This is a genomic window from Thermomonospora catenispora (genome assembly GCF_006363815.1).
In the GTDB taxonomy this organism is placed as follows: Bacteria; Actinomycetota; Actinomycetes; order Streptosporangiales; family Streptosporangiaceae; genus Thermomonospora; species Thermomonospora catenispora.
In genome coordinates this window covers 27,802-51,317 of sequence record NZ_RRYT01000026.1, presented here as the reverse complement: position 1 = coordinate 51,317, position 23,516 = coordinate 27,802, and the positions used below count along the sequence as shown (strand labels likewise).

The window sequence follows — 23,516 nt, the reverse complement described above, 5'->3', positions numbered from 1 at the left end:
GTCACAGCGCCGGCTTGCCGGTGGTGCCGATCCAGGTGCGCAGCAGCGCCTCCAGCCGCGCCGGATCCCCGTACCGCTTGACGTGGCGGACGAAGTCGGCGGTGGTGACGTTGCCGTCGCGGTTGCGGGCGTACCAGTCGCGGACGAGCGCGAAGAACCTCTCCTCCCCGACCTCCCGGCGCAGCATGTGCAGGGTCATCGCGCCCCGGTCGTAGACCGCCGGGGCGAAGAGGTTGTTGCGTCCGGGGTCGGCGACCTCGACCTGCCACAGCTCGTCGTCGGCGGGCGTGGCGTACAGCCCGTCGAACCTCTCCTGCGCGGTGGCGCCGCCGTGCTGTTCGCCGTGCAGCCACTCGGCGTAGGTGGCGAAGCCCTCGTTCAGCCAGATGTCGCGCCAGTGCCGCGGGGTGACGCTGTCGCCGAACCACTGGTGGGCGATCTCGTGGGCGACCAGTGAGGAACCGGGGTTGATCCCGGGGCGGCCCTTGCGGTCGTACACCGGGCGGCCCTGGGTCTCCAGCGCGTACCCCACCCCGACGGCGTCCACGATGCCGCCGGTCGCGCCGAACGGGTACCTGCCGAACGTGTCGGCCCCCCATTCGGTGATCTCCTCGGTCAGCTCATGGAAGCTCCTGGCCTGCTCGGGGGAGGTGAGGAGGTTCCGGTCGATCGCCGTGACGTTGGGGATCCGGCTCGGGGTGCGCCCGGCGGTGATGTCGTACCTCCCGATGGCGATCATGGCGAGTTCGCTGGCCATCGGCTGCGGCATCCGCCACCGCCAGGTGCTCTGCCCGCCGTGGACGCGGCGGCCGGCGAACTCGCCGTTCGCCAATGCCTGCAGGTCGTTCGGCACGGTCAGCGCGAAGGCGTAGGAGGCCTTGTCGGCGGGGGTGTCGTTCACCGGCGTCCATGTCGCGGCCCCGAACGGCTGGTTGAGCGCCACCGCGCCGTCGTCGGTCGCCACCCATCCGGACACCCCCAGCGCGTCGTCCTCGATGCGCCGGGGGATGCCGGAGTAGGTCACCGTGACCGTGAAGGTCCGGCCCTTGACCAGCCCTCGGCGGGGAGTGATCACCAGTTCCTGCGCCCCGGTCCGCCGGAAGGCGGCGGCGGTGCCGTCGACGGTCACCGAGTGCACGGTGAGGGGACCGAGGAAGTCCAGGTTGAAGCGGGACAGGTGCTGGGTGGCCGTGGCCGTGATCCGGGTCCGGGCGGTGATGCTCCGGTCCTTCCGGTAGGTGAGCGCGATGTCGTAGTGCCGGGCGTCGTATCCGCCGTTGCCCATGTCGGGGAAATAGGGATCCCCGGCGCCGGCGGCGCCGGGGGTGAAGGCCGGGATCGCGTGCGCGGGGGTCGCGGAGAGGACCAGTCCCGCCGCCGCGGTCAGCGCGGCCACGGCCACGGCTCCGGGAGTCGTGTTCACAAGCAGCCTCGCATGGTCGAAGTCGCCATGCGTCCACGCTCCCCGCACGTCAGGGTTTCGCGCAAGGGTGCCTCACCAGCTCTTGGGCTTGCCCTTCTGGTACAGCCAGACCTTGAACAACCGGTCGAGCTGCTTGCCGGACTCCCGTTCGGCCAGCGCGATCAGGTCCTCGGTGCGCGCGTTGCCGTGCCGGTGCAGCTCCGCCCAGGTCCGCATCACCCGGAAGAACGCCTCGTCCCCGATCCGCTGCCGCAGCGCGTGCACGGTCATCGCGCCGCGGATGTAGACCGAGTAGCCGAACATCTCCCGGGCTCCGGGCTTGCCCGGCGGTGGCCGGAAGATCACCGACGTGCCGGGCTGCCGGTAGTAGCGGTTGAAGATCTTCTGCGCGGTGTTCTTGCCCTTGCTGCGGTGCTCCCGCCACAGCCACTCGGTGTAGGTGGCGAAGCCCTCGTTCAGCCAGATGTCCGGCCACCGCGTGAGGCTGACGCTGTTGCCGAACCACTGGTGGGCCATCTCGTGGACGACGAAGTTCATCGCCGGGGCGAACCCGGCGTACACCGGACGCTCCTGGGCCTCCAGGGCGTAGTGCAGCTGCGGGTCGTCGATGATCCCCCCGGCGGTGGGGAAGGGGTAGTGGCCGAGCAGCTCGGTCAGCCAGGTGGTCGCGGTGACGGTGTCACGTTCGAGCTTGGCGGCGTGCTTGGCGTAGGCGGGGTCGACGGCGGTGATCACCGGGATGCCGCCGGCCTGGGATCGCCGCACCTCGAACTTGCCGATGGCGATCATCGCCAGGTAGCTGGCCATCGGCGAGGTGACCTGCCAGACGCGGGTGACGGTCTTGCCGCGCTGGGCGGGCGGCTCCACCGGGGTGCCGTTGGCGAGGGCCTGCAGTCCTTCCGGCACGGTGATCCGGAACGTGTAGGTGGCCTTGTCCAGCGGATGGTCGTTGACCGGCAGCCAGGTGGGGGTGCCGTCCGGCTGGGAGAGGGTGACCGCCCCGTCCTTGGTGGGGATCCACCCGTAGGAGCCCAGCTCGCTGCTGGTGCGGGGATGCGGGCGGCCGGTGTAGCGGACCTCGACGGTGAAGGTCCGGCCGTCCGTCAGCGGCCGGTCCGGGGTGATCACCAGCTCCTGGCCCTTGCGGGAGAAGGCGGCCGGCCGTTCGTTCACCCGGACGCCCACGACCTTGGGGCCCCGGTAGTCGAGTGAGAACGACCCCAGGTCCTGGGTCGCGCGGGCGGTCATCACGCTGGTCGCGGTGATGCTCCGGTCCTCCCGGTAGGTGAGCGTGACGTCGTAGTGCAGGGCGTCGTATCCGCCGTTGCCCGCCTCCGGGAAGTACTCGTCGCCGAGCCCGGCCGATCCCGCCGCGGCGGTCAGCGAACCGAACGGCGACGGCGTCTCGGCGGGCCGGGCGGCCGGCGCCGACGAGCGGGGGGCCGGTGCGGCGGAGTGTGCGCCGGCGTTGTGGTCCGCGGCGTTGCCGCTGCTCGCCGCCAGCGCGAGCGCGGTGGCGGCGGCGGTCACGACGGTGAACCGGAGGGGAGTCCTGCCGGATGGAGCGCGCGTGTTCACGCAGCTCACCCTGCCGGGGCGCGATGATCGTCCTCCCGGTCACCCGCCGTGGCTTTCCCCGCCCCTGACGGGGCGTTCACCTGCGGCAGACCGGACGCTGCCCGCTCCTTTACAGGGCGGGGCGGCCCCGCTTGTACAGCCAGTCCTGGAAGAACCCCTCCAGCCGCTGCCCGGAGACCTCCTCGGCCACCGCGATGAACTGGGCGGTGGTGGCGTTGGAGTGCCGGTACCGCGCCGTCCAGGTCTTGAGGATCTCGAAGAACTTCTGGTCCCCGACCTTGCGGCGCAGCGCGTGCAGCGTCATCGCGCCCCGGGTGTAGACGGCCCCGGAGCTGAACATCTGCTCCGGGCCCGGGTCGCCGGTCGGCACGCCCCACAGGTCGGCGTTGTCCTCCTGCCGGTAGTACCGGTCGAACTGCTGCTGGGGCGTGACGCCGGTGACCCGCTCGGACCAGATCCACTCGGCGTAGGTGGCGAAGCCCTCGTTCAGCCAGATGTCCTTCCAGGAGGCCACGCTGACGCTGTCGCCGAACCACATGTGCGCGAGCTCGTGCGCCACGATGTCGTCGCTGGCGCCGAACGACCCGTACACCGGGCGGGTCTGCGTCTCCAGCGCGAAGCCCACGTGCGCGTTGTCGACCAGCCCGCCGGTCGAGGAGAACGGGTAGGGCCCGAACAGCTTGGCGAACTCCTCGGTGATCTCGGCGTTCTTGGCGTGGAAGGCCTCCAGGTCGGTGCCGACCTGGGGGTCGACGGCGGTGATGTTGGTGATGCCGCTGGGGGTCTTGCCGGTCTTGACGTTGAACCGGCCCACGGTGACGGTCGCCAGGTAGGGCGCCATCGGCTCCTTGACCCGCCAGGTCACCGGGGCCGCCCGGCGGTGCGCGACGGACACCACGCCGCCGTTCCCCCCGTCCGTGCCGACGCCCGGCGTGCCGGGACCGGGCGCGGGGGTCAGGGGGGCGGACGGCTCGCCGTTGGCGATGGCGACCAGGCCCGGGGGGACGGTCACCGTGAACTCGAAGGTGGCCTTGTCGCTGGGGTGGTCGTTGGCCGGGAACCAGGTGTGCGCTCCGCTGGGCTGGCAGGCCACGAACACCCCGTCGGAGGTGCGCACCCATCCGTAGGTGCCCAGCGGGGGCTTGACGGACGGCTTGGGCGTCCCGGCGTACCGCACGGTGACGGTGAACTTCGCGTTCGAGGCCAGCGCCCGCGCCGGAGTGATGATCAGCTCGCTGCCCTGATGCTCCCAGCGCGCGGCGGCGCCGTCCACCGTCACCTGCGAGACCGTCAGCCCGGTCAGGTCCAGGTGGAACTTCTCCAGCCGCTGGACGGCCTTGGCGGTGATCTCGGCGACGCCGGTCAGCTCGGTGGCCTGGCCGGGCTTGATGTCCAGCGTCAGCTTGTAGTGCTGGACGTCGTAGCCGCCGTTGCCGTCGCCCGGCACATACGGGTCGCCCGCGCTGGCCAGCCCCGCCGGGGCGCTGCCGGTGGGCGCGGGCGTACCGGTGGCGTCGGGCCCCGGCCCGCCGTCGTCGAAGGAGATCGCGCACGCCGACAGCGAGGCCGCCATGGCCAGGGCCAGGGCGCCGCGTCCGGCGGCACGGGAGGGTCCGGAGAGAGCGGTGCGGAGTTTGCCGGCCGTCGTCACGGCCCACAGCCTAAACCGCCGGAGCGGTGTCCCGCGGACGCGGCGGCCTCACTCGGCCTTCCGCCGAGGGATCGGTTCAGCGTCCCGCATAGGGGTCGGCGCCGCCGGGGACGATCTTGCGGACCACCGTTCCGGCGACCTTGTCGTGCAGGCACTGCCGCCGTTCGTCCCAGAGGATCCACAATGCGTCCACCAGGCCGATGCACCCGCACAGGCCGCCCAGCACGGTGAAGAACGCCGCCCGCCCGGCCGCCTCCCCCTGGGTGACCGGTCCGCCGTCGGCGGCCCGGACGACCTGGATGCCGAGCACCGTCTTGCCCAGCGTCCGCCCCCATTTGTAGGTCGTCAGCCAGTAGTACAGGAACGCGGCGAGCGCGCCCAGGAGGTTGGCCGCCCACTGTCCGGCCGGGATGAACACCGCGTCCCCGCCGGGCCCCTCCAGCGCCCTGCGGTAGTCCACGAACGGCCAGGTCACCAGGGAGATGACGACGCCCACCAGCAGGAGGTCGAGCAGCGCCGCGCCCAGCCGGGCCCATCGGCTCGCCAGCCCGGCGGTCGGGTCGGGCGGCCCCCAGCCGGGCGGGGGCGGGGGCTGCTGTCCGGGCGGTGGGGACTGGTCCCACGGCGGCCGGTCCTGGGGTCCGGGGCCGCCGGGACCCGGGTCGTGCGGCGGTGGGTTCATACCACCAAGGTGGGCGTTCCCCCACCGCCGCAAACCCCTCCGGCGCGCCATTGAGCCGGGGTTTCGGGAGTGTTGGTCAGAGGTTTGGTCAGAGGTTTCCGCGCCGCGCCTGCTCGCGCTCGATGGCCTCGAACAGCGCCTTGAAGTTGCCCTTGCCGAAGCCCATCGATCCGTGCCGCTCGATCAGCTCGAAGAACACGGTCGGCCGGTCCTGCACGGGCTTGGTGAAGATCTGCAGCAGGTAGCCGTCCTCGTCGCGGTCCACCAGGATGCGGCGCTTTTGCAGCTCCTCGACGGGGACGCGGACCTTGCCGATCCGAGCGCGCAGCTCGGGGTCCTCGTAGTAGGAGTCGGGGGTGTCCAGGAACTCCACCCCGGCCGCCTGCATGGCGTCCACCGCGGCCAGGATGTCGTTGGTGGCCAGCGCGATGTGCTGCACGCCGGGGCCGCCGTAGAACTCCAGGAACTCCTCGATCTGGGACTTGCGCTTGCCCTCGGCCGGCTCGTTGAGGGGGAACTTGACCTTGCGCGTCCCGTCGGCCACCACCTTGGACATCAGCGCCGAGTACTCGGTGGCGATGTCGTCGCCGATGAACTCGGCCATGTCGGTGAAGCCCATGACGCGGTGGTAGAAGTCCACCCACTCGTCCATGCGCTCCACGTTGCCCACGCAGTGGTCGATCGCCTGGAAGAAGCGCTTGGCGGGGGGCTCCACCAGCGGCTCGGCGGGCTGGTACCCGGGCAGGTAGGGGCCGGAGTAGTTGGAGCGGTCGACCAGGGTGTGGCGGGTCTCGCCGTAGGTGGCGATGGCGGCCATCACCACCTTGCCGTGCTCGTCCTCGACCGTGTGCGGGGCCTCCAGGCCGCGCGCACCCTGCGAGACGGCGTACTCGTAGGCGGCCGCGACGTCGGGCACCTCGATGGCCAGGTCCACCACGCCGTCGCCGTGCTCGGCGACGTGACGTCCCAGGTCGGTTCCCGCGCGGACCGGGCCGCGCACCACGAACCGGACCGAGCCCGACTCCAGCACGTGCGCCGCCTCGTCCCGGCAGCCCGTCTCAGGCCCCCGGTACGCCACCCGGCGCATCCCGAAGGCGGTCGAGTAGAAGTGCGCGGCCTGCCTGGCGTTCCCCACGGCGAAGACCACGGCGTCCATGCCCTTGACCGGAAACACGTCACTCATGCGAGAAATGTCTGGCAGACGCTGCAACCTGTGCAATAGTGACTTAGAACACTGGACAATCTGCACAGTGCGCCAGGGGAGACCGCGGGAATTCTGTGCAGTCTGACCACCTGCGAGGGCGGCGATGGCGATCGACGCGTTGGACGGGCGGCTGATCGAGCTGTTCACCGTCGAACCCCGGATCGGGGTGCTGGAAGCGTCGCGACGGCTGGGGGTAGCCCGCGGGACCGTGCAGGCGCGACTGGACCGGTTGTCCCGCGAGGGGGTGATCCGCGGATTCGGGCCCCAGGTCGACCCGGCCGCGCTGGGCTATCCGGTGACCGCGTTCGTCACCCTCCAGATCAGGCAGCCGGGCGGGCACGACCCGGTGGCCGAACGGCTGGCCCGCATCCCCGAGGTGATCGAGGCGCACACCATCACCGGACCGGGGGACATGCTGTGCCGCATCGTCGCGCGCAGCAACGCCGACCTGCAGCGGGTGCTGGACGGAGTGCTGGCGGTGGAGGGGGTGGAGCGCGCGTCCTCGGTGATCTCCCTGGCCACCCAGATCCCCCACCGCACGCTGCCGCTGGTGCACGCCGCCGCGGCGGCCGGGGGACGGCGTCCCCGCGCGGGCGGGTGACCGGGCGGGCGATGCAGACGGCCCGCCGGGGTCGGTGCCGGCGGGCCGGGAAGACCGTGGGATCGAACGTGTGCCGTGCGGGGTGTCAGGCGATCGCGGCGGGAGAGGACCGCCTGACACCGCCTCGGAGTCCGGGGACGTCCCGGAGGCGGATCCCGGAGACAGGCCCCGGAGACGAACGCGTCAGGCTCCGGCGTAGGGGGTGGCGTCCAGGATCTCCACCGTCATGCTGCGCCCGTTGGGCAGCGTGTAGGTGGCCTTCTCGCCGACCTTCTTGCCGTTGATGGCGGCGCCCAGCGGGGACTGGGGAGAGTACACGTCGATGGGGGCGCCGCTTTCCTCGCGGGAGGCCAGCAGGAAGGTGACCTCCTCGTCGTCGTCCTCGAACGCGACGGTGACCGTCATGCCGGGCCCGACCACGCCCTCGGTGCGGGGAGCCTCGCCGACCCTGGAGTTCTCCAGGATGTGCTGAAGCTGGAGGATCCGTCCCTCGATCTTGCCCTGCTCCTCCTTGGCGGCGTGGTAGCCGCCGTTCTCGCGCAGGTCGCCCTCCTCCCGTGCCGCTTCGATCTTCCGCGCGATTTCGATGCGGCCCGGGCCCGACAGATACTCCAGCTCGGCCTTGAGCCGGTCGTACGCCTCCTGGGTGAGCCAGTTGACGTTGTCAGCACGGGTCTCGGTCACGGATGCTCCTCTGTCCACACGTAGCGTTCTTCGGCCCGCCTGCTCACGGACCGACCTTGGCGGGCCGGGCGAAACGTCAAGCCTATCCCGCGTGCGAGAGTAAAGGTTCCCTCCGTCGTTCACCCGCAATCCGCCAGGCGGTCACATCGTGCGACACTCTTTGACCCGCGCGGCGGTGGCGCGCCGGGTCGTCGTCAGCAGGTCGGTGCGGCTCAGCGCGGAGCGGCCCGCCGGGACCACCACCTCGCGCCGGGCGACCACCGCGAAATTCGCGTCGAGGGCGTCCACCACGCACCGCACCGCCCGGTCGGCGGGCTTGGCGACCTGCCAGCGGACCTCGACCGAGGAGTCGTCGATCACCCGGTAGGAGATGGTCTGCTGGTCGATCCCGGGGCTGCGCCCGGCGTTGGCCATGATGATCGCCCAGCCCACGGCGCAGATCGCCACGACGACGCCGATCACCGCGTATCCGAGCGGGCTCCCCTTGCGGCGGTCGGGGGCGGTCGGGCTGGCGCTGGTGCTCATGGCGGGAATCTCCGTGCGGCCGTCAGGTGTTCTCAGGGACAATTGTCATCCGCCGCGGGGGATGACCCGTACCCGAACCCTCGCTGGTCGACGAACAGGGAGACTGCGCAGTGTCCGAGGCACCGATCGGTGGGAGCTCCTGCGACGACGGCCCGCTCCGCCTGATGGCCGTGCACGCCCACCCCGACGACGAGTCGAGCAAGGGCGCGGCGACCATGGCGCGCTACGTCGCCGAAGGCGTCGAGGTGATGGTGGTCACCTGCACCGGCGGAGAGCGCGGCGACATCCTCAACCCGGCGATGGACCGGCCGGAGATCAAGGCGGACATCGCCGCCGTCCGGCAGGAGGAGATGGCCCGGGCCCGCGAGATCCTGGGCGTCCGGCAGGAGTGGCTGGGCTTCGTGGACTCGGGGTTCCCCGAGGGCGACCCGCCGCCCCCGCTGCCGGAGGGGTGCTTCGCGCTGCAGCCGCTGGAGACGGCGGCCGAGCCGCTGGTGCGCATCGTGCGCGAGTTCCGCCCCCACGTGATGCTCACCTACGACGAGCGGGGCGGCTATCCGCACCCGGACCACGTGATGTGCCACCGGGTGTCGGTGGAGGCGTTCGAGGCGGCCGGCGACCCGGACCGCTACGTGGGCACCGGCGATCCCTGGCAGCCGCTCAAGCTCTACTACCACATGACCTTCAACCAGGAGCGGCTCGAGGCGCTGCACGCCGCCATGGAGAAGGCCGGGCTGGAGTCCCCCTACGGCGACTGGCTCAAGCGGTTCGAGGACGCGCCGTCCCCCTGGACGGTGACCACCCGGGTGCCGTGCGCGGACTACTTCGAGATCCGCGACAAGGCGCTGCTGGCGCACGCGACGCAGATCGATCCCAACGGCTTCTGGTTCAAGTGCCCGCTGGACCTGCAGCGCGAGGCCTGGCCCACCGAGGACTACCATTTGGCCAGGTCCCTGGTGGACACCGAACTGCCCGAGGACGACCTGTTCGCGGGCGTCAGGGAGAAGGTATGTCTGTAGCACTGCTGCTCGCCCAGCCGAAGAACGAGCAGTTCCCGCTCAACGATGAGACCGTGAGCCCCGGCTATCTCGGCTTCGCCGTCTTCCTGGCCCTGTGCGTGGCGGTCTACCTGCTGATCCGCTCCATGAACAAGCAGATCGGCAAGATCCAGGTCCCTCGGGAGGCCGACCTGGTGCGGCAGGAGCGCGAGCGGGCCGCGGTCGACGGCGACGAGCAGGACGAGGAGCGGAACGAGGCCCGCGGCGCGGCGAAGGCCGAGAACGCCGGCGGCGCGACCGGGTCGAAGCGGAGCTGATCGTCACCGGGGCGGGCCGGGCGCCGAGCCGGTCCGCCTTTTCCCTCTGCGCCTCCTCCGCGCTTCCTCTGCGCTTTCTTGCGCTTCTTCTCGTGCCTCCTTGTGTGCTCACGCTCCCGGGCCCGCTCGGGGACGCCGGAAAGTGCGCGGGAGGCCGGCGGACCGTTGACCTGACGCCTTGATCGACGGAACATGAGGGCTGCTCGCGTTCCTGGGAGGCGGAATGAGGGTCCGGGGTCTGCTCGCGGCGACGGCGATGGTGCTGGGACTGGTCTCGATCCCCCAGACGACGGCCTCGGCCGCCGTGGTGAAGCGCGGCTGCGACCCGATCGATCCGGCGGCCTGCCTGCTGCCGTTCCCCAACGACTGGCACACCGTGCCGGACTCCTCCACCGACACCGGGCGGCGGGTGGCGTTCCCGGCCTCGGCGATGCCGCGGAACGCGCTCGGCAAGGCCATCGACCCCGCCGAGTGGAACCGCTCGGACGGGTTCTCGCCCGGCTCGCCGTTGCTGACCCGGGTGCCGGGGATCGACCTGGCCCGGACCGGCGCCGCGCCGATCACCGACATCGGCCGGTCGCTGGACCCCGAGTCCCCCATCGTGATCATCGACGCCGCGACCGGCGAGCGGTGGCCGCACTGGGCCGAGCTGGACGCGCAGGCCACCCGCCCGGACCGGCAGGCGCTGATCATCCGCCCGGCCCGCAACTTCCTGGCCGGGCACCGGTACGTGGTGGCGCTGCGCCGGCTCAAGGACTCCCGGGGCGCGACCATCCCGGCGGGGGAGACGTTCCGCAGGATCATCGGCGCCGACCTGCCCGAGGGCCATCCGCTGCACCGGCGGCAGCGGCACGCCCGGCGGGTGCTCGACGACCTGGCCCGGCACGGGATCGGGACCGACGAGCTGTATCTGGCGTGGGACTTCACCGTCGCCAGCAGACGGAGCCTGACCGAGCGGATGCTGCACATCCGCGACGACTCGTTCCGGAGGCTGGGCGGCAAGGCGCCCCGGTTCGTCGTCACCGAGGTCGCCGACGCCCCGCCGGAGGAGCAGACGGCCCGCGTCGTCAAGGGGATGCTCTTCGTCCCCAGCTACCTGAACCTGCCGGGCGGGATCCCCGGCGCCCGGTTCCACTACGGACGCGACGGGCTGCCCGCCCGCCTGCCGGGCAACACCCAGATCGCGACCTTCCAGTGCACGATCCCGCGCGCCGCGTTCGCCTCGCCCGCCCGTCCCGCCCTGTACGGGCACGGGCTGCTGGGCAGTGAGAGCGAGGTCGGCGCGGGCAACGTGCGGGCCATGGCCGAGGAGCACGGGTTCGTGTTCTGCGCGACCAAGTGGGCCGGGATGTCGCAGGACGACATCGTCAACGTGGTGACCGTGCTCGGCGATCTGAGCCGCTTCGCCACCATCGCCGACCGGCTCCAGCAGGGGATGCTCAACATGCTCTGGCTGGGACGCGCGATGGTGCACCCGGACGGGCTGGTCTCGCACAAGGCGTTCCGCACGCCGGACGGGCGGCCGCTCATCGACACCGCCGCCGGCCTGGTCTTCGACGGCAACAGCCAGGGCGGCATCATGGGCGGCGCGCTCACCGCCGTGTCCACCGACATCCGGCGGGCGGTGCTGGGCGTCCCGGGGATGAACTACAGCACGCTGCTCAACCGCAGCGTCGACTTCGACCGGTTCGCCGTCGTCATGAACGCGGCCTACCCCGACAAGCTCGACCAGCAGCTGTGCTTCGCGCTGATCCAGATGCTGTGGGACCGTGGGGAGGCCGACGGGTACGCCGAGTGGATGACCGACCGGCCGCTGCCGGGCACCCCCGACCATCGGGTGCTCCTGCACGTGGCGTTCGGCGACCACCAGGTGTCCCCGACCGCCGCCGAGGTGGAGGCCCGCACCATCGGGGCCCGCATCCACACCCCGGCCCTCGCCCCCGGGCGCAGCCCGGACCGCGTCCCGTATTGGGGCATCCCGCCGATCGAGGCGTACCCGTACCCGGGCTCGGCGATCGTCGTCTGGGACAGCGGCACGCCGCACCCGCCGCTGACCAACCTGCCGCCGCGCGGCGAGGAGTACGGACGCGACCCGCACTCCGACCCGCGCAACGATCCCGACGCCCGGCGGCAGAAGGCCGTGTTCCTCACCACCGGGGAGGTCGTCGACGTCTGCGGCGGAGCGCCCTGCACCGCCGGACCGCTTCCGGCCACATCCGGCAGGTCGTGATCCGCCGGATCTGCCGGCTTTCCGTGACATGATCCTCGCGTGAGCGAGGCCCCTGGCGTCCTGAGGATCCGCGACGGGAACGGCACCCGGGTCGGCTTCTTCGAGCTGTTCTTCGACCTGGTGTTCGTCTTCGCGTGCACCAGGCTCTCGCACCGGCTGCTGGACCATCTGACCTGGGCGGGGGCGGCCGAAGCGCTGCTGTTGCTGCTGGCGGTCTGGTGGGCGTGGATGTACACCTGCTGGACCACCAACTGGTTCGACCCCGACCATCCGTCCGTCCGGCTGATGCTGGCCGCGGTCATGCTGGCGGCGATGTTCATGGCGGCGGCGATCCCGGAGGCGTTCGAGGCGCGCGGGCTGTGGTTCGCCTGCGGCTATGTGACCGTCCAGGTGGGCCGGACCGTCTTCGTGGTGCTGACCACCCTGCGGCACGAGCTGGGGCCCAACTTCCAGCGGGTGCTGGCGTGGATGCTGCCCGCCGCCGCGTTGTGGATCGCCGGCGGGCTGGTCCACGACGCGGCCCGCCTGGCGCTGTGGGCGGCGGCCGTCGCGGTGGAGTACACCGCCCCCTGGGTCGGCTACGCCACCCCGGGGCTGGGCCGCTCCAGCACCTCCGACTGGACGATCGACGCCCGGCACATGGCCGAGCGCTGCCAGTTGTTCGTGATCATCGCGCTGGGCGAGTCGATGCTGGTCATGGGGGCCACGTTGAGCGGCCTGTCGCCCGCGTCGCCGGGCGCCGTGGCGGCCTTCGCGGTCGCCTTCGCCGGCAGCGTGGCGTTCTGGTGGGTCTACTTCGGCCGCACCGCCGAGGCCGCCGCCGAGCGGGTCGCCGCCTCGCCCGACCCCGGGCGGCTGGGCCGGTCGGCCTACACGGTCATCCACATCGTCATGGTGGCGGGCATCGTGGTCGCCGCGGTCGGCGACGAGCTGGTCATCACCCACCCCGGCGGGCATGTGGAGGGGGGCGTGCTCGCCACCGTGCTGGGCGGCCCGGCCCTGTTCGTCCTGGGGCACGCCCTGTTCGAGAAGGTCGTCTTCGGGCGCCTCGCCCTCGCCCACCTCGTCGTGTCGACGCTGCTGGGCGCGTTGGCCCTGGTGGCGTGGGCGACCCGCCTGTTCACCCCGCTGGCCTCGGCCGTCGCAGCCCTGGCGGTCCTGATCGTCCTCGCCGTCTGGGACGCCGCCGGCCTCCGGACGCAGGCCGCCGCGGAGGCCTGAGGGATGGACTCAGAGCTTGCGATGGTCCCAGCTGGTGATGTGCTCCGGCTCCAGGACCACCACGACCCGCTTGGCGAGGGCCTTCTCGATGCCCTCGGCGACGGCGGGGTCGAGGGGCTCGCCCGGCCGGGGAATCGGCAGCCCGGCCATCCGGCAGCCCACGACCCGCCCGACCAGGGAGCGGGTCTCGGGGTCCTCGATGATGCGGCCGGTGCCCTTGAGCTTGACCCCGCGCAGCTCGCCGTACTCCAGGCCGTCCTCCACCAGGCAGGTCATCGCCGGGTTGCGGCGCAGGTTGACCACCTTCTGCGAACGTGCGTAGGTGGTGAAGGCGATCTTCCCGTCCAGCAGGGTGTAGAACATCGTGACCAGGTGCGGGGCGCCGTCGCGGTCCACGGTGGCGACCTGCACCTTGAACCGGCTCGCCAGGAACTCCTGGATCTCGTCCGGGGTCATCTTGATCTGCTCGCGCTTGTTGCCCACTGCTCCTCCTCGTCGGCGGCCGTCCCCGGACGGTGCGATCGCGAACAGAATAACGTTCGGTATTCAGAATGGAAGGCATGTCCACCCGCGATCTCCTGGTCCTCGGCACCGCCAGCGCCGTGCCCACCAAGACCCGCAACCACAACGGCTACCTCGTGCGCTGGGACGGGCAGGGCCTGCTGTTCGATCCCGGGGAGGGGACCCAGCGGCAGATGATCCGCGCCGGGGTCGCCGCGCACGACATCAACTGGATCTTCCTCACCCATTTCCACGGCGACCACTGCCTCGGCCTGCCCGGCGTCATCCAGCGCATCGCCCGCGACGGGGTCGAACACCCGGTGCGCGCGGTGTTCCCCGCCTCCGGGCGGGAGTACTGGGAACGCCTGCGGCACGCCTCGGTGTTCGTCGACACCAGGGTCGTCGAGGAGCATCCGATCGGCGGCGCCCGGGTCGAGATCGACACCGGCGGGGCGCCGTTCACGCTGACGGCGCGGCGCCTGCAGCACCCGGTGGAGGCGTACGGGTACCGGCTGGAGGAGCCGGACGGCATCACGATGCTCCCCGAGCGGCTCGCCGAGCACGGCATCGCCGGCCCGCTGGTCGGTCAGTTGCAGCGGGAGGGCCGCCTCACCGCCCCGGACGGCCGCATCGTCACGCTCGAGGAGTGCAGCGTCCCCAGGCCGGGCCAGAAACTGGCGTTCGTCATGGACACCCGGATCTGCGACGCGGTGTTCGAGCTGGCCGAGGGCGTCGACATGTTGATCGTGGAGTCGACGTTCCTGGCCGAGGACGAGCCGCTGGCCCGCCGGTACGCGCACCTGACCGCGCGGCAGGCGGGCCAGGTCGCGGCGGCGTGCCGGGTGCGGCGGCTGGTGCTGACCCACTTCTCCGAGCGGTACACCGCCGAGGACTTCCCGCGCTTCACCGAGCAGGCCACCGAGTTCTATCACGGGGACGTGGTGCTCGCCCGCGATCTGGAACAGGTCCCCGTCCCGCCCCGCCGCCGGCCGGTCCGGGTGCAGCGACGCGCCACGTGAGGTCGGTTCCTGGCGGCTCTGGGTGATTACCGGCGCTTTTTAACGGTTTCCGGCGGTCGGACCGGTTCTCGGCGGAGAGCGACGGGTAGGACGCCCCCATGGCTGCCGAAGAGGCCGACGTCATCGTCGTCGGCATGGGACCGGGCGGGGAGCATGCGGCGGGCCGGTTGGCGCAGGCGGGCCTGGAGGTGATCGCGGTCGAGGCCCGGCTGGTCGGCGGAGAGTGCCCGTACTGGGGATGCGTCCCCACCAAGATGATGGTCCGCGCCGCCGACCTGCTGGCCGAGGGCCGCCGCATCCCGGGGATGGCCGGCGACGCCACGGTGACCGCCGACTGGAGCCAGGTCGCCCGGCGGATCCGCGAGGAGGCCACCGACTCCTGGGACGACCGGGCCGCCGTCGAACGGTTCACCCGGACCGGCGGGCGGCTGATCCGCGGATACGGCCGGATCACCGCGCCCGGAGAGGTCACCGTGGACGGCCGGGTGCTCCGCGCCCGCCGCGGCATCCTGATCAACACCGGCACCGAGCCGAACATCCCCCCGATCGACGGCCTGGCGGGCACCCCGATGTGGACCAACCGGGAGGCGGTGGAGGCCAAGGCCGCGCCCGGCTCGCTGGTGGTGCTGGGCGGCGGGGCGATCGGCACCGAGATGGCGCAGGCGTTCGTCCGCTTCCGGACCCAGGTCACCGTGGTGGAGTCCCGCGACCGGCTGCTGGCGGTGGAGGAGCCCGAGGCCTGCGACCTGCTGCGGACGGTGCTGGAGCGCGAGGGCGTCACCGTGCGCACCGGGGCCCGCGCGGTCGCCGTCCGCCACGACGAGACGCACGGCTTCACCGTGGAGCTGGAGGGCGGCGAGCGGGTGCACGGCGAGGCGCTGCTGGTGGCGGTCGGCCGCCGCACCCGGCTGCGGGACCTGGGCGTCGGCGCGATCGGGCTGGACGAGGACGCCCGTTTCATCGAGACCGACCCGTGGATGCGCGCCGCCGACGGGGTGTGGGCGATCGGCGACGTGACCGGCAAGGGCGCCTTCACCCACGTGTCGATGTACCAGGCCGACGTGGCCGTCCGCGACATCCTCGGGCAGGGCGGCCCGCCCGCCGACTACCGGGCGGTGCCGCGAGTGACGTTCACCGACCCCGAGATCGGGGCGGTCGGGCTGACCGAGGCGCAGGCCCGCGAACGGGGGATCACCGTCCGCACCGGCATGACCCGCATCCCCGACTCCTCGCGCGGCTGGATCCACGGCCCGGGCAACGAGGGCTTCATCAAGCTGATCGAGGACGCCGACCGCGGGGTCCTGGTCGGCGCGACCTCGGCCGGGCCCAGCGGCGGCGAGGTGCTCGGCGCCCTGGCGGTCGCCGTCCACGGCGAGGTCCCGGTCGACCGGCTGCACCACATGATCTACGCCTATCCGACGTTCCACCGGGCCGTGCAGAGCGCCGTGGCGGACCTGCGGTCCTGAGCCCCCCGATCCGCCGCGGCCCGGCCCCGGGCGCCCGTCCCGCAGGGGTGAGCCGAGGGCCATGGGGCAGGATCATCGGCATGAACCGCCTCAAAGACGCGACCAGCCCGTACCTGCTGCAGCACGCCGACAACCCGGTCGACTGGTGGGAGTGGTGCGACGAGGCGTTCGCCGAGGCCCGGCGGCGCGACGTGCCCGTCCTGCTCAGCGTCGGGTACGCGGCCTGCCACTGGTGCCATGTGATGGCGCACGAGTCGTTCGAGGACCCGCAGACCGCCCGCCTGATGAACGAGCTGTTCGTCAACGTCAAGGTGGACCGGGAGGAGCGGCCCGACGTGGACGCCGTCTACATGGAGGCGACCCAGGCCATGACCGGTCAGGGCGGGTGGCCGATGACGGTGTTCATGACGCCGGACGGCGCGCCGTTCTACTGCGGCACCTACTACCCCCGCGCCCAGTTCCGCGCCCTGCTGGAGGCGGTGGCACGGGCCTGGCGGGAGCGGCGCGAGGAGGTGGTGGGCCAGGGACGGCAGGTGGTGGAGGCGCTGACCTCCCACGCCGGCCTGCCGGAGGGGGTGCGGCCGCCGTCGCCGGACGGGCTCGCCCGAGCGGTCGCGTCGCTGGCGGCCTCCTATGACGCCGAGCGGGGCGGTTTCGGCGGCGCGCCCAAGTTCCCGCCGTCGATGGTGCTGGAGTTCCTGCTGCGCCACCACGCCCGCACCCGGGACCCGCGGGCGCTGGAGATGGCCTCCCGCACCCTGGAGGCGATGGCCCGCGGCGGCATCTACGACCAGCTCGGCGGAGGGTTCGCCCGCTACTCGGTGGACGAGTCCTGGGTGGTCCCGCACTTCGAGAAGATGCTGTACGACAACGCGCTGCTGGCCCGGGTGTACGCGCACTGGTACCGGCTGACCGGCAGCCCGCTGGCCCGGCGGATCGCGCTGGAGACCTGCGACTGGATGCTGCACGACCTGCGCACCCCCGAGGGCGGGCTGGCCTCGGCGCTGGACGCCGACAGCGAGGGCGAGGAGGGCAGGTACTACGTGTGGACGCCCGCCCAGCTCCGCGAGGCCCTCGGCACCGCCGAGGGGGCGGAGGCGGCGGCGATGTTCGCGGTGACCGAGCAGGGGACGTTCGAGCGCGGCGCCTCGGTGCTGCGGCTGCCCGTCGACCCCCCGGACCGGGAGCGGTATGAGCGGATCAAGAGCCGGCTGCTGGCGATGCGGTCCCGGCGGGTGCCGCCGGCGCGCGACGACAAGGTGGTCACCGCCTGGAACGGCCTGGCGATCGCCGCGCTGGCCGACTGCGGGGCGCTGCTGGGGCGGCCGGACCTGGTGGTGGCCGCCGAGCAGATCGTCCATCTGCTCCGGGAGGTGCATCTGAGCGGTGACGGGCGGCTGGTGCGGACCTCCCGGGGCGGGACGCCGGGCACGAACGCCGGCGTGCTGGAGGACTACGCCGACCTGGCCGAGGGCCTGCTGGCGCTGCACGCCGTCACCGGCGATCCGGCGCACGTGCGGCTGGCCGGGATGCTGCTGGACGTGGTGCTGGAGCGTTTCCCCGACGGCAGGGGCGGGTTCTACGACACCGCCGACGACGCCGAACGGCTGTTCCGCCGCCCGCAGGACCCCACCGACAACGCCGCCCCCTCCGGCCAGTCGGCGGCGGCGGGGGCGCTGCTGTCGTACGCGGCGCTGACCGGCTCGACCCGGCACCGGGAGGCGGCCGTCGCGGCGTTGGCGCCGGCGTCGCTGCTGGCCGACGAGCACGCCCGGTTCGCCGGCTGGAGCCTGGCGGTGGCCGAGGCGCTGGCGGCGGGGCCGCTGGAGATCGCGATCGTGGGAGACCCGGCCGATGAGCGGACCCGGGCGCTGCACCGCGCGGCCCTCGGCGCGACCTCGCCCGGCGCGGTGATCACCGTCGGCGAGGCGGGCTCCGCCGACGTGCCGTTGCTGGCGGGGCGCGGCCTGGTCGACGGTGAGCCGGCGGCCTATGTGTGCCGCGACTTCGCCTGCCGGCTGCCGGTGACCACTCCCGCCGCCCTGAAGGCCGAGATCGCCGGGGCCTGAGGAGGCCGGGAACTTTTCCGACATCGGCCGCGTCAGGTCGATTCGACGGGAGGGTGACCTTGATCTCGTTGCGTCTTAGTGTTACCACTGGGTAACGCACGTGCGGCTGATGTGACGTCGCCCTTACGGTCGGGGTGGCGGGGTTCGGTCCGGGTATTTCCGGACCCGAGAGGCCGCGCCGGTGGGGGAGCAGAGCCCTGGCAAGGGGGGCGCGATGAGGGAGTGGTGCCGTGCCTAAGCCGAGCCGCCGCGTGCTGCCGACGGTCATCGGTGTGGGCATCGTGACGACCCTCGCCGTGGACGGGGCGGTCCTCGTCTCCTGGCGGCAGGCCGACGATCGGGCCGAGCGGCCCGTCGGCGTTCAGCGCTACGTCGCCGCGTCCACCGGGACCGACGCCGCCGCGGTCCAGGTGGCGCCGCTGCGCGGCCGGGTCACCCCGCATCTGCTGATCGCCGCGCCCACCACCCTCCCGCCCCAGGTCGTCGAACGGGTCCGCACGACCAAGGGCGTCAAGCGGGTGGAGGTCGTGGACGCCGCCCAGGCCATGGTCGGCGGCAAGCGCGTCGGCCTGCTCGGGGTGGAGCCCTCCACGTTCCGGGCGTTCACCCCCAAGCCCACCGCCGAGTCCGATGCGCTGTGGCGCAACATCGCCGGCGGCGACATCGCCATCTCCTTCACGATGGGCAACGACGGGGGCGTCACGCTCGGCAGCCAGATCCCGGTCGGCGGCCGGACCCGTCAGTCGCAGCTGCGCGTCGGCGCCTACGCCACCATGGGCCTGTCCGACGTCGACGCGGTCGTCTCCCGCAGCGTCGCGCGCGCCCTGGGCGTTCCCACCGGGAACGCGCTGCTGGTCAGCGCCTCCAAGCGCAACGCCGGCGCGATCGCCAAGGCATTGCGCAAGAAGCTGCCCAAGGGGGCCAAGACCGTCGAGGTCAGCCCCGAGCTCGACATCCCGGCGCCCGGCGGGCAGGTGCCCGCCGCCAAGGGCGAGGTCATGACCGCCGAGCAGGTCCGGATCGTGATCCGGGCCGCCTACAGCCGTCTCGGCTGGCCGTACGTGTGGGGCGGCGAGTCCGAGGTCGAGGGCGGGTACGACTGCTCGGGCCTGATGCAGTACGCCTTCGCCCAGGCCGGCATCCGGCTGCCGCGCGTGGCCGCCGACCAGGCCCGCGCCGGCTGGATCATCCCCTACTCCAAGGCCCGTCCCGGCGACATGCTGATCTGGGCCAACGACCCGACCGCCCCGGGCTACATCTCCCACATCGCCCTGTACATCGGCGACGGCAAGATGATCGCCGCGCCTCGCCGGGGCACCGTCGTGCAGGTCCAGCGGGTCTACACCCGCAACCTCAAGGGCGCCGTCCGGGTCAACCCCCGTCTGGCCGCCCGCCTGGCGGCCTCGGGACTGTAGCCTCCCGGTCCCTCCCGTCGCGCGCTCCGCGCGTTCCCGCCCTTCCCGCGTCCTTCCGGCCCGGCTGGCCTTTGCCCCATTGTCTTGTAATACTGATTACATGAGTGCAAGTGAAATAGAGGAGAAGCTGCGCGGCTGGTTCACCGGGCGGCTGCCGGAGGACTGGTTCGAGGGTCCGCCGGAGGTCGTGGTGGACCGGGAGGAGGCCAGCGTGGTGGGGCGGCTGACCCCGCCCGAGCTGCCCGAGGGCGTCTCGGACGTCGAGCGGGACTCCGCGCTGGCCGGGCACATCGCGCGGTTCCGGGAGGAGACCCGGGAGCGGCGCATCGCGATCGCGCGGGAGGCCGAGCACCGGTTCGGGCACAAGGTCTCCTGGGGGGTCGAGTGCGGCGGCCGGCGGGAGATGTTCACCAATCTCTCGGTCCCGGTGATGACCCGGCTGCGCCAACCCGAGCGGCGGGTGCTGGACACCCTGGTGGAGGCCGGGGTGGCGCGCAGCCGCAGCGATGCGCTGGCCTGGTGCGTGCGGCTGGTGGGGCAGCACGCCGACGCGTGGCTGAGCGAGCTGCGGGAGGCGCTGCGCCATGTGGAGCGGGCCCGGGCGGCCGGCCCCAAGGTGTGACGGCCCCGCCGTGACCAATGCCGCGTCGCCGTCGTTGAACGAGGCGAGTCCGACGGCCCGACGCCCGCGACGAGCCCGCGCCCCGGCGGGGGGCGGAGCGGTGCGGAGGCGGCGGGCGAGATTGCCGAAGATTGCCGGAGATCGCCTCTCCGCTCGCAAAACGGGCCATAATGAGGCGTCGTTTCGACGGGGGACGCTCGCGGAGGTAAGCCCATGGCGGTTCGGCGAGGAAGGCTGACCGCGGCGATCAGGCGCAGCCCGGCGTACGCCGCGCTGCGCGATTCCATTTACCGGATCTATGAACGCCGTCTGGAGTCCTCGCTGCCCACCGACAAGGTGCCCCGCCATGTCGGCGTGATCCTGGACGGCAACCGCCGATGGGCGCGCTCCATGGGCCTGAGCGATGTGAGCACCGGCCACCGTCGCGGCGCAGACAAGATCAGCGAGCTGCTCCAGTGGTGCACCGAGGCGCGGGTCGAGGTGGTCACGCTGTGGATGCTGTCCACCGACAACCTCAACCGCCCCGCCAAGGAGCTGAACCCGCTGCTGGAGATCATCGAGAACACGGTGGCCAAGCTGGCCGCCGACGGCTGGCACGTCAAGCCGGTCGGGGCGATGGACCTGCTGCCCGACTCGACCGCGCGTGTGCTCAAGGACGCCGAGGAAGCCACATCCGACCGCCCGGGGCTGATTGTGAACGTCGCGGTTGGGTATGGAGGAAGGCGTGAGATCGCTGATGCGGTGCGCTCCCTGCTCCTGGAGCAGGCGGGTAAGGGCACCAGCATCGAGGAGCTCGCCGAGATCCTCGACGCGGAGCACATCGCTGAGCATCTCTACACGCGCGGCCAACCCGACCCCGACCTGGTCATCCGCACCTCGGGGGAGCAGCGGCTTTCCGGCTTCCTGCTCTGGCAGAGCGCCCACTCGGAGTTCTACTTCTGCGAGGTTCACTGGCCGGACTTCCGCAAGGTCGACTTCCTGCGGGCGCTGCGCTCCTACGCCGCGCGGCACCGGCGCTTCGGCTCCTGACCCGCTCTGCGGAGGGCGGCCCTGCCCGCCGCGGGCGAGCGGGCCGGGACGGGGCGCCCCCTCCCGCACGTCGCGGCCGTCCCGCTCCGGCTCGGCCGACGGCGCGTCGCGGACGACCCGGCGGGCGCGCGGCGGACGGGAGGCATGGAGGGACGACCCTCCGCTGCAGAAGCCGACCTGGGGGACGCCCCCACACCACACCAAGGGATGCCCGTCCACGGACGCGCGTCGCCGCATCCGGTGGCGGGGCCCGAAGGAGAGCCAGTGGCCACAACCTCCCGGCGCCGTCAGATTCAGCAGCCCCAGCGGCGTACCTACGTCCTCGACACCAGTGTCCTGCTCGCCGACCCGGGGGCGATGACCCGGTTCGCCGAGCATGAGGTCGTGCTTCCGATCGTCGTCATCACCGAGCTCGAGGCCAAGCGGCACCACCCGGAGCTGGGCTACTTCGCCCGTCAGGCGCTGCGCCTGCTGGACGACCTGCGGGTGGAGCACGGCCGTCTCGACGAGGCCGTTCCGCTCGGCGACCAGGGCGGCTCGTTGCGCGTCGAGCTCAACCACGCCGATCCCGGGGTGCTCCCGGACGGGTTCCGGCTCGGCGACAACGACACCCGCATCCTGTCGGTGGCGGCCTGGCTGGCGCGCGAGGGCAGGGACGTCGTGCTGGTCTCCAAGGATCTGCCGCTGCGGGTGAAGGCCTCGGCGGTGGGGTTGACCGCCGAGGAGTACCGGGCCGAGATGGTGGTGGAGTCCGGCTGGACCGGCATGCGCGAGCTGGAGGCGACCGCCGCCCAGATCGAGGAGCTGTACGAGGTCGGGACGCTGGAGCTGGAGGCGGCCCGCGAGCTGCCCTGCCACACCGGGCTGCGGCTGCTGTCGGAGCGCAGCTCGGCGCTGGGCCGGGTGCAGCCGGACAAGTCGGTGCGGCTGGTGCGCGGCGACCGTGAGGTGTTCGGGCTGCGCGGCCGGTCCGCCGAGCAGCGCATCGCCCTCGACCTGCTGATGGACGAGGACATCGGCATCGTGTCGCTGGGCGGCCGGGCCGGCACCGGCAAGTCGGCGCTGGCGTTGTGCGCGGGCCTGGAGGCGGTGCTGGAGCGCCGCCGGCACCGCAAGGTGGTGGTGTTCCGCCCGCTGTACGCGGTCGGCGGCCAGGAGCTGGGCTATCTGCCCGGCTCCGAGGGCGAGAAGATGTCGCCCTGGGCGCAGGCGGTCTACGACACCCTGTCGGCGGTGACCGCCCCGGAGGTCATCGAGGAGGTTTTGGACCGCGACATGCTCGAGGTCCTGCCCCTCACCCACATCCGCGGCCGGTCCCTGCACGACGCGTTCGTGATCGTCGACGAGGCCCAGTCGCTGGAGCGCGGGGTGCTGCTGACCGTGCTGTCGCGGATCGGCACCGGGTCGCGGGTGGTGCTGACCCACGACGTGGCGCAGCGCGACAACCTGCGGGTCGGCCGGCACGACGGGGTGGCCGCCGTGGTGGAGCGGCTCAAGGGGCATCCGCTGTTCGCGCATGTGACGCTGACCCGCTCGGAGCGGTCCCCGATCGCCGCTTTGGTGACCGATCTGCTCGGCGACGTCGGACTCTGACGAGGAGGCCGGTCCCGGCCGGCCGGCGCGTCCGCCTCGGAGCCGCCCCCGCGGGCGGCTCCGAGGCCGTTCGCCGGGGCCGCGCCGGGGCGCGGGCCGATGCCGAACGCGACGGTGCGACGTCGTTCCGTCATGCTGTGGCAAAGCTCACACAAGACGTGGCAAATTCCCTAAATCCCAGCTCTATGGGGCGTTCCGGGGTCAGGGTCGTCGAGTTGACATCACGGGCAGCCGTCTCAAATGTTGCGTTTTGGTTGCGAACCACCCCCTGACCTCAGGCATTGTGTGCGGCCGTAAGCACCTCCGAGCGGTGCGGACCGGCCGACGGTCCCCGCCCGGCCGCGCGCCGGGGCACCGCTCCGGGCCGGGCCCGAGGAGATGATCGCCACGGTCCGCGGCCAGGAGGTGGACGCCTTCGTACGCGTGCCCATGCGCGTGCGACCGTCGGAAGGGCCGCCTTGTACGGAGACCGATCTGGGTCCCCTGGTAGGCGAGACGATCGCAACGAGGAATGGGAACCGCGGACCGGCCCGGCGGGGCCGGGACGGCGGACGTTCGCGCCCCCGCCCTCTCCCGGGGACGTTCGGGTCGCCGGCGCCTCGTTCGGCGAGACCGACCGGGACGCGCAGCAGGCGCAGCGGACCGAGACGTCGCGGTCGCCGGCGCCCGGGACCGGCCGTGACCGCAA

20 protein-coding genes are annotated in these 23,516 nt (G+C 72.3%); 12 read left to right on the top strand and 8 right to left on the bottom strand.

All coding sequences use genetic code 11. The features are described 5' to 3' along the window. Position 1: 1 nt before the first annotated feature. The 5 genes from EIO00_RS18625 to hppD all read right to left on the bottom strand — a co-directional run bounded on the left by EIO00_RS18625 (position 2) and on the right by hppD (position 6,517). The gene (locus EIO00_RS18625) at positions 2-1,423 is read right to left on the bottom strand and encodes a M1 family metallopeptidase (RefSeq protein ID WP_241661456.1); all 1,422 of its coding nucleotides are present in this window, start codon (positions 1,421-1,423) and stop codon (positions 2-4) included. A gap of 72 nt (positions 1,424-1,495) precedes the next feature. Continuing rightward, complete coding sequence (locus tag EIO00_RS18620) at positions 1,496-3,001, bottom strand: M1 family metallopeptidase (RefSeq protein ID WP_241661455.1); 1,506 nt, start codon at positions 2,999-3,001, stop codon at positions 1,496-1,498. A gap of 109 nt (positions 3,002-3,110) precedes the next feature. Next, a complete protein-coding gene (locus EIO00_RS18615; RefSeq protein WP_338325942.1) occupies positions 3,111-4,652 on the bottom strand; it encodes a M1 family metallopeptidase in 1,542 nt (513 codons plus the stop codon). Between the two features lie 76 nt (positions 4,653-4,728). Next, positions 4,729-5,334: an RDD family protein gene (locus tag EIO00_RS18610; protein WP_161602752.1), complete on the bottom strand. Its 606-nt coding sequence runs from the start codon at positions 5,332-5,334 to the stop codon at positions 4,729-4,731. An 88-nt stretch (positions 5,335-5,422) separates the two neighbouring features. Next, positions 5,423-6,517 carry a 4-hydroxyphenylpyruvate dioxygenase gene (gene hppD / locus EIO00_RS18605; RefSeq protein WP_140180705.1) on the bottom strand — a complete coding sequence of 365 codons (1,095 nt, stop codon included), beginning with the start codon at positions 6,515-6,517 and terminating at the stop codon, positions 5,423-5,425. Positions 6,518-6,641: 124 nt separating this feature from the next. On the opposite strand from hppD, the gene EIO00_RS18600 reads away from it, so the two are divergent. Further along, the gene (locus tag EIO00_RS18600; RefSeq protein ID WP_140180703.1) at positions 6,642-7,139 is read left to right on the top strand and encodes an Lrp/AsnC family transcriptional regulator; all 498 of its coding nucleotides are present in this window, start codon (positions 6,642-6,644) and stop codon (positions 7,137-7,139) included. A gap of 183 nt (positions 7,140-7,322) precedes the next feature. On the opposite strand, the gene greA is transcribed toward EIO00_RS18600, so the two are convergent. Together greA and EIO00_RS18590 are read right to left on the bottom strand one after the other, a co-directional pair. Next, positions 7,323-7,823, bottom strand: a complete 501-nt coding sequence (greA, locus tag EIO00_RS18595; protein WP_140180700.1) for a transcription elongation factor GreA — start codon at positions 7,821-7,823, stop codon at positions 7,323-7,325. A gap of 141 nt (positions 7,824-7,964) precedes the next feature. Further along, complete coding sequence (locus EIO00_RS18590; protein WP_140180698.1) at positions 7,965-8,348, bottom strand: DUF4307 domain-containing protein; 384 nt, start codon at positions 8,346-8,348, stop codon at positions 7,965-7,967. Positions 8,349-8,512: 164 nt separating this feature from the next. Between EIO00_RS18590 and mca the strand changes: the two genes are divergently transcribed. The 4 genes from mca to EIO00_RS18570 all read left to right on the top strand — a co-directional run bounded on the left by mca (position 8,513) and on the right by EIO00_RS18570 (position 13,114). Beyond that, positions 8,513-9,367 (top strand): mycothiol conjugate amidase Mca, encoded by an 855-nt coding sequence (mca, locus tag EIO00_RS18585; protein WP_140180736.1) that lies wholly within the window; start codon positions 8,513-8,515, stop codon positions 9,365-9,367. Then, positions 9,358-9,663, top strand: a complete 306-nt coding sequence (locus EIO00_RS18580) for a hypothetical protein (protein WP_140180696.1) — start codon at positions 9,358-9,360, stop codon at positions 9,661-9,663. Before mca ends, EIO00_RS18580 begins: the two co-directional genes overlap by 10 nt. A gap of 223 nt (positions 9,664-9,886) precedes the next feature. Then, on the top strand, positions 9,887-11,893 hold the full coding sequence (locus tag EIO00_RS18575) for a hypothetical protein (protein WP_140180694.1): 2,007 nt from the start codon (positions 9,887-9,889) through the stop codon (positions 11,891-11,893). A gap of 39 nt (positions 11,894-11,932) precedes the next feature. Further along, a complete protein-coding gene (locus EIO00_RS18570; RefSeq protein ID WP_140180692.1) occupies positions 11,933-13,114 on the top strand; it encodes a low temperature requirement protein A in 1,182 nt (393 codons plus the stop codon). A 9-nt stretch (positions 13,115-13,123) separates the two neighbouring features. Here the strand turns inward: EIO00_RS18570 and EIO00_RS18565 are convergent, their stop codons facing one another. After that, complete coding sequence (locus EIO00_RS18565; RefSeq protein ID WP_241661454.1) at positions 13,124-13,597, bottom strand: pyridoxamine 5'-phosphate oxidase family protein; 474 nt, start codon at positions 13,595-13,597, stop codon at positions 13,124-13,126. Between the two features lie 77 nt (positions 13,598-13,674). Between EIO00_RS18565 and EIO00_RS18560 the strand changes: the two genes are divergently transcribed. The 7 genes from EIO00_RS18560 to EIO00_RS18530 all read left to right on the top strand — a co-directional run bounded on the left by EIO00_RS18560 (position 13,675) and on the right by EIO00_RS18530 (position 22,828). After that, positions 13,675-14,634 (top strand): ribonuclease Z, encoded by a 960-nt coding sequence (locus EIO00_RS18560; protein WP_140180690.1) that lies wholly within the window; start codon positions 13,675-13,677, stop codon positions 14,632-14,634. Positions 14,635-14,732: 98 nt separating this feature from the next. Further along, the gene (locus EIO00_RS18555) at positions 14,733-16,100 is read left to right on the top strand and encodes a dihydrolipoyl dehydrogenase family protein (protein WP_140180688.1); all 1,368 of its coding nucleotides are present in this window, start codon (positions 14,733-14,735) and stop codon (positions 16,098-16,100) included. A gap of 80 nt (positions 16,101-16,180) precedes the next feature. After that, positions 16,181-18,169, top strand: coding sequence for a thioredoxin domain-containing protein (locus EIO00_RS18550; RefSeq protein WP_140180686.1), 1,989 nt, complete (start codon positions 16,181-16,183; stop codon positions 18,167-18,169). Between the two features lie 230 nt (positions 18,170-18,399). Next, positions 18,400-19,584, top strand: coding sequence for a C40 family peptidase (locus EIO00_RS18545; RefSeq protein ID WP_140180684.1), 1,185 nt, complete (start codon positions 18,400-18,402; stop codon positions 19,582-19,584). A gap of 100 nt (positions 19,585-19,684) precedes the next feature. Further along, positions 19,685-20,206, top strand: a complete 522-nt coding sequence (locus tag EIO00_RS18540) for a hypothetical protein (RefSeq protein ID WP_140180682.1) — start codon at positions 19,685-19,687, stop codon at positions 20,204-20,206. 213 nt (positions 20,207-20,419) lie between these two features. Further along, the gene (locus EIO00_RS18535; protein WP_140180680.1) at positions 20,420-21,235 is read left to right on the top strand and encodes an isoprenyl transferase; all 816 of its coding nucleotides are present in this window, start codon (positions 20,420-20,422) and stop codon (positions 21,233-21,235) included. Positions 21,236-21,499: 264 nt separating this feature from the next. Next, on the top strand, positions 21,500-22,828 hold the full coding sequence (locus EIO00_RS18530) for a PhoH family protein (RefSeq protein WP_140180678.1): 1,329 nt from the start codon (positions 21,500-21,502) through the stop codon (positions 22,826-22,828). Positions 22,829-23,516: the final 688 nt, after the last annotated feature.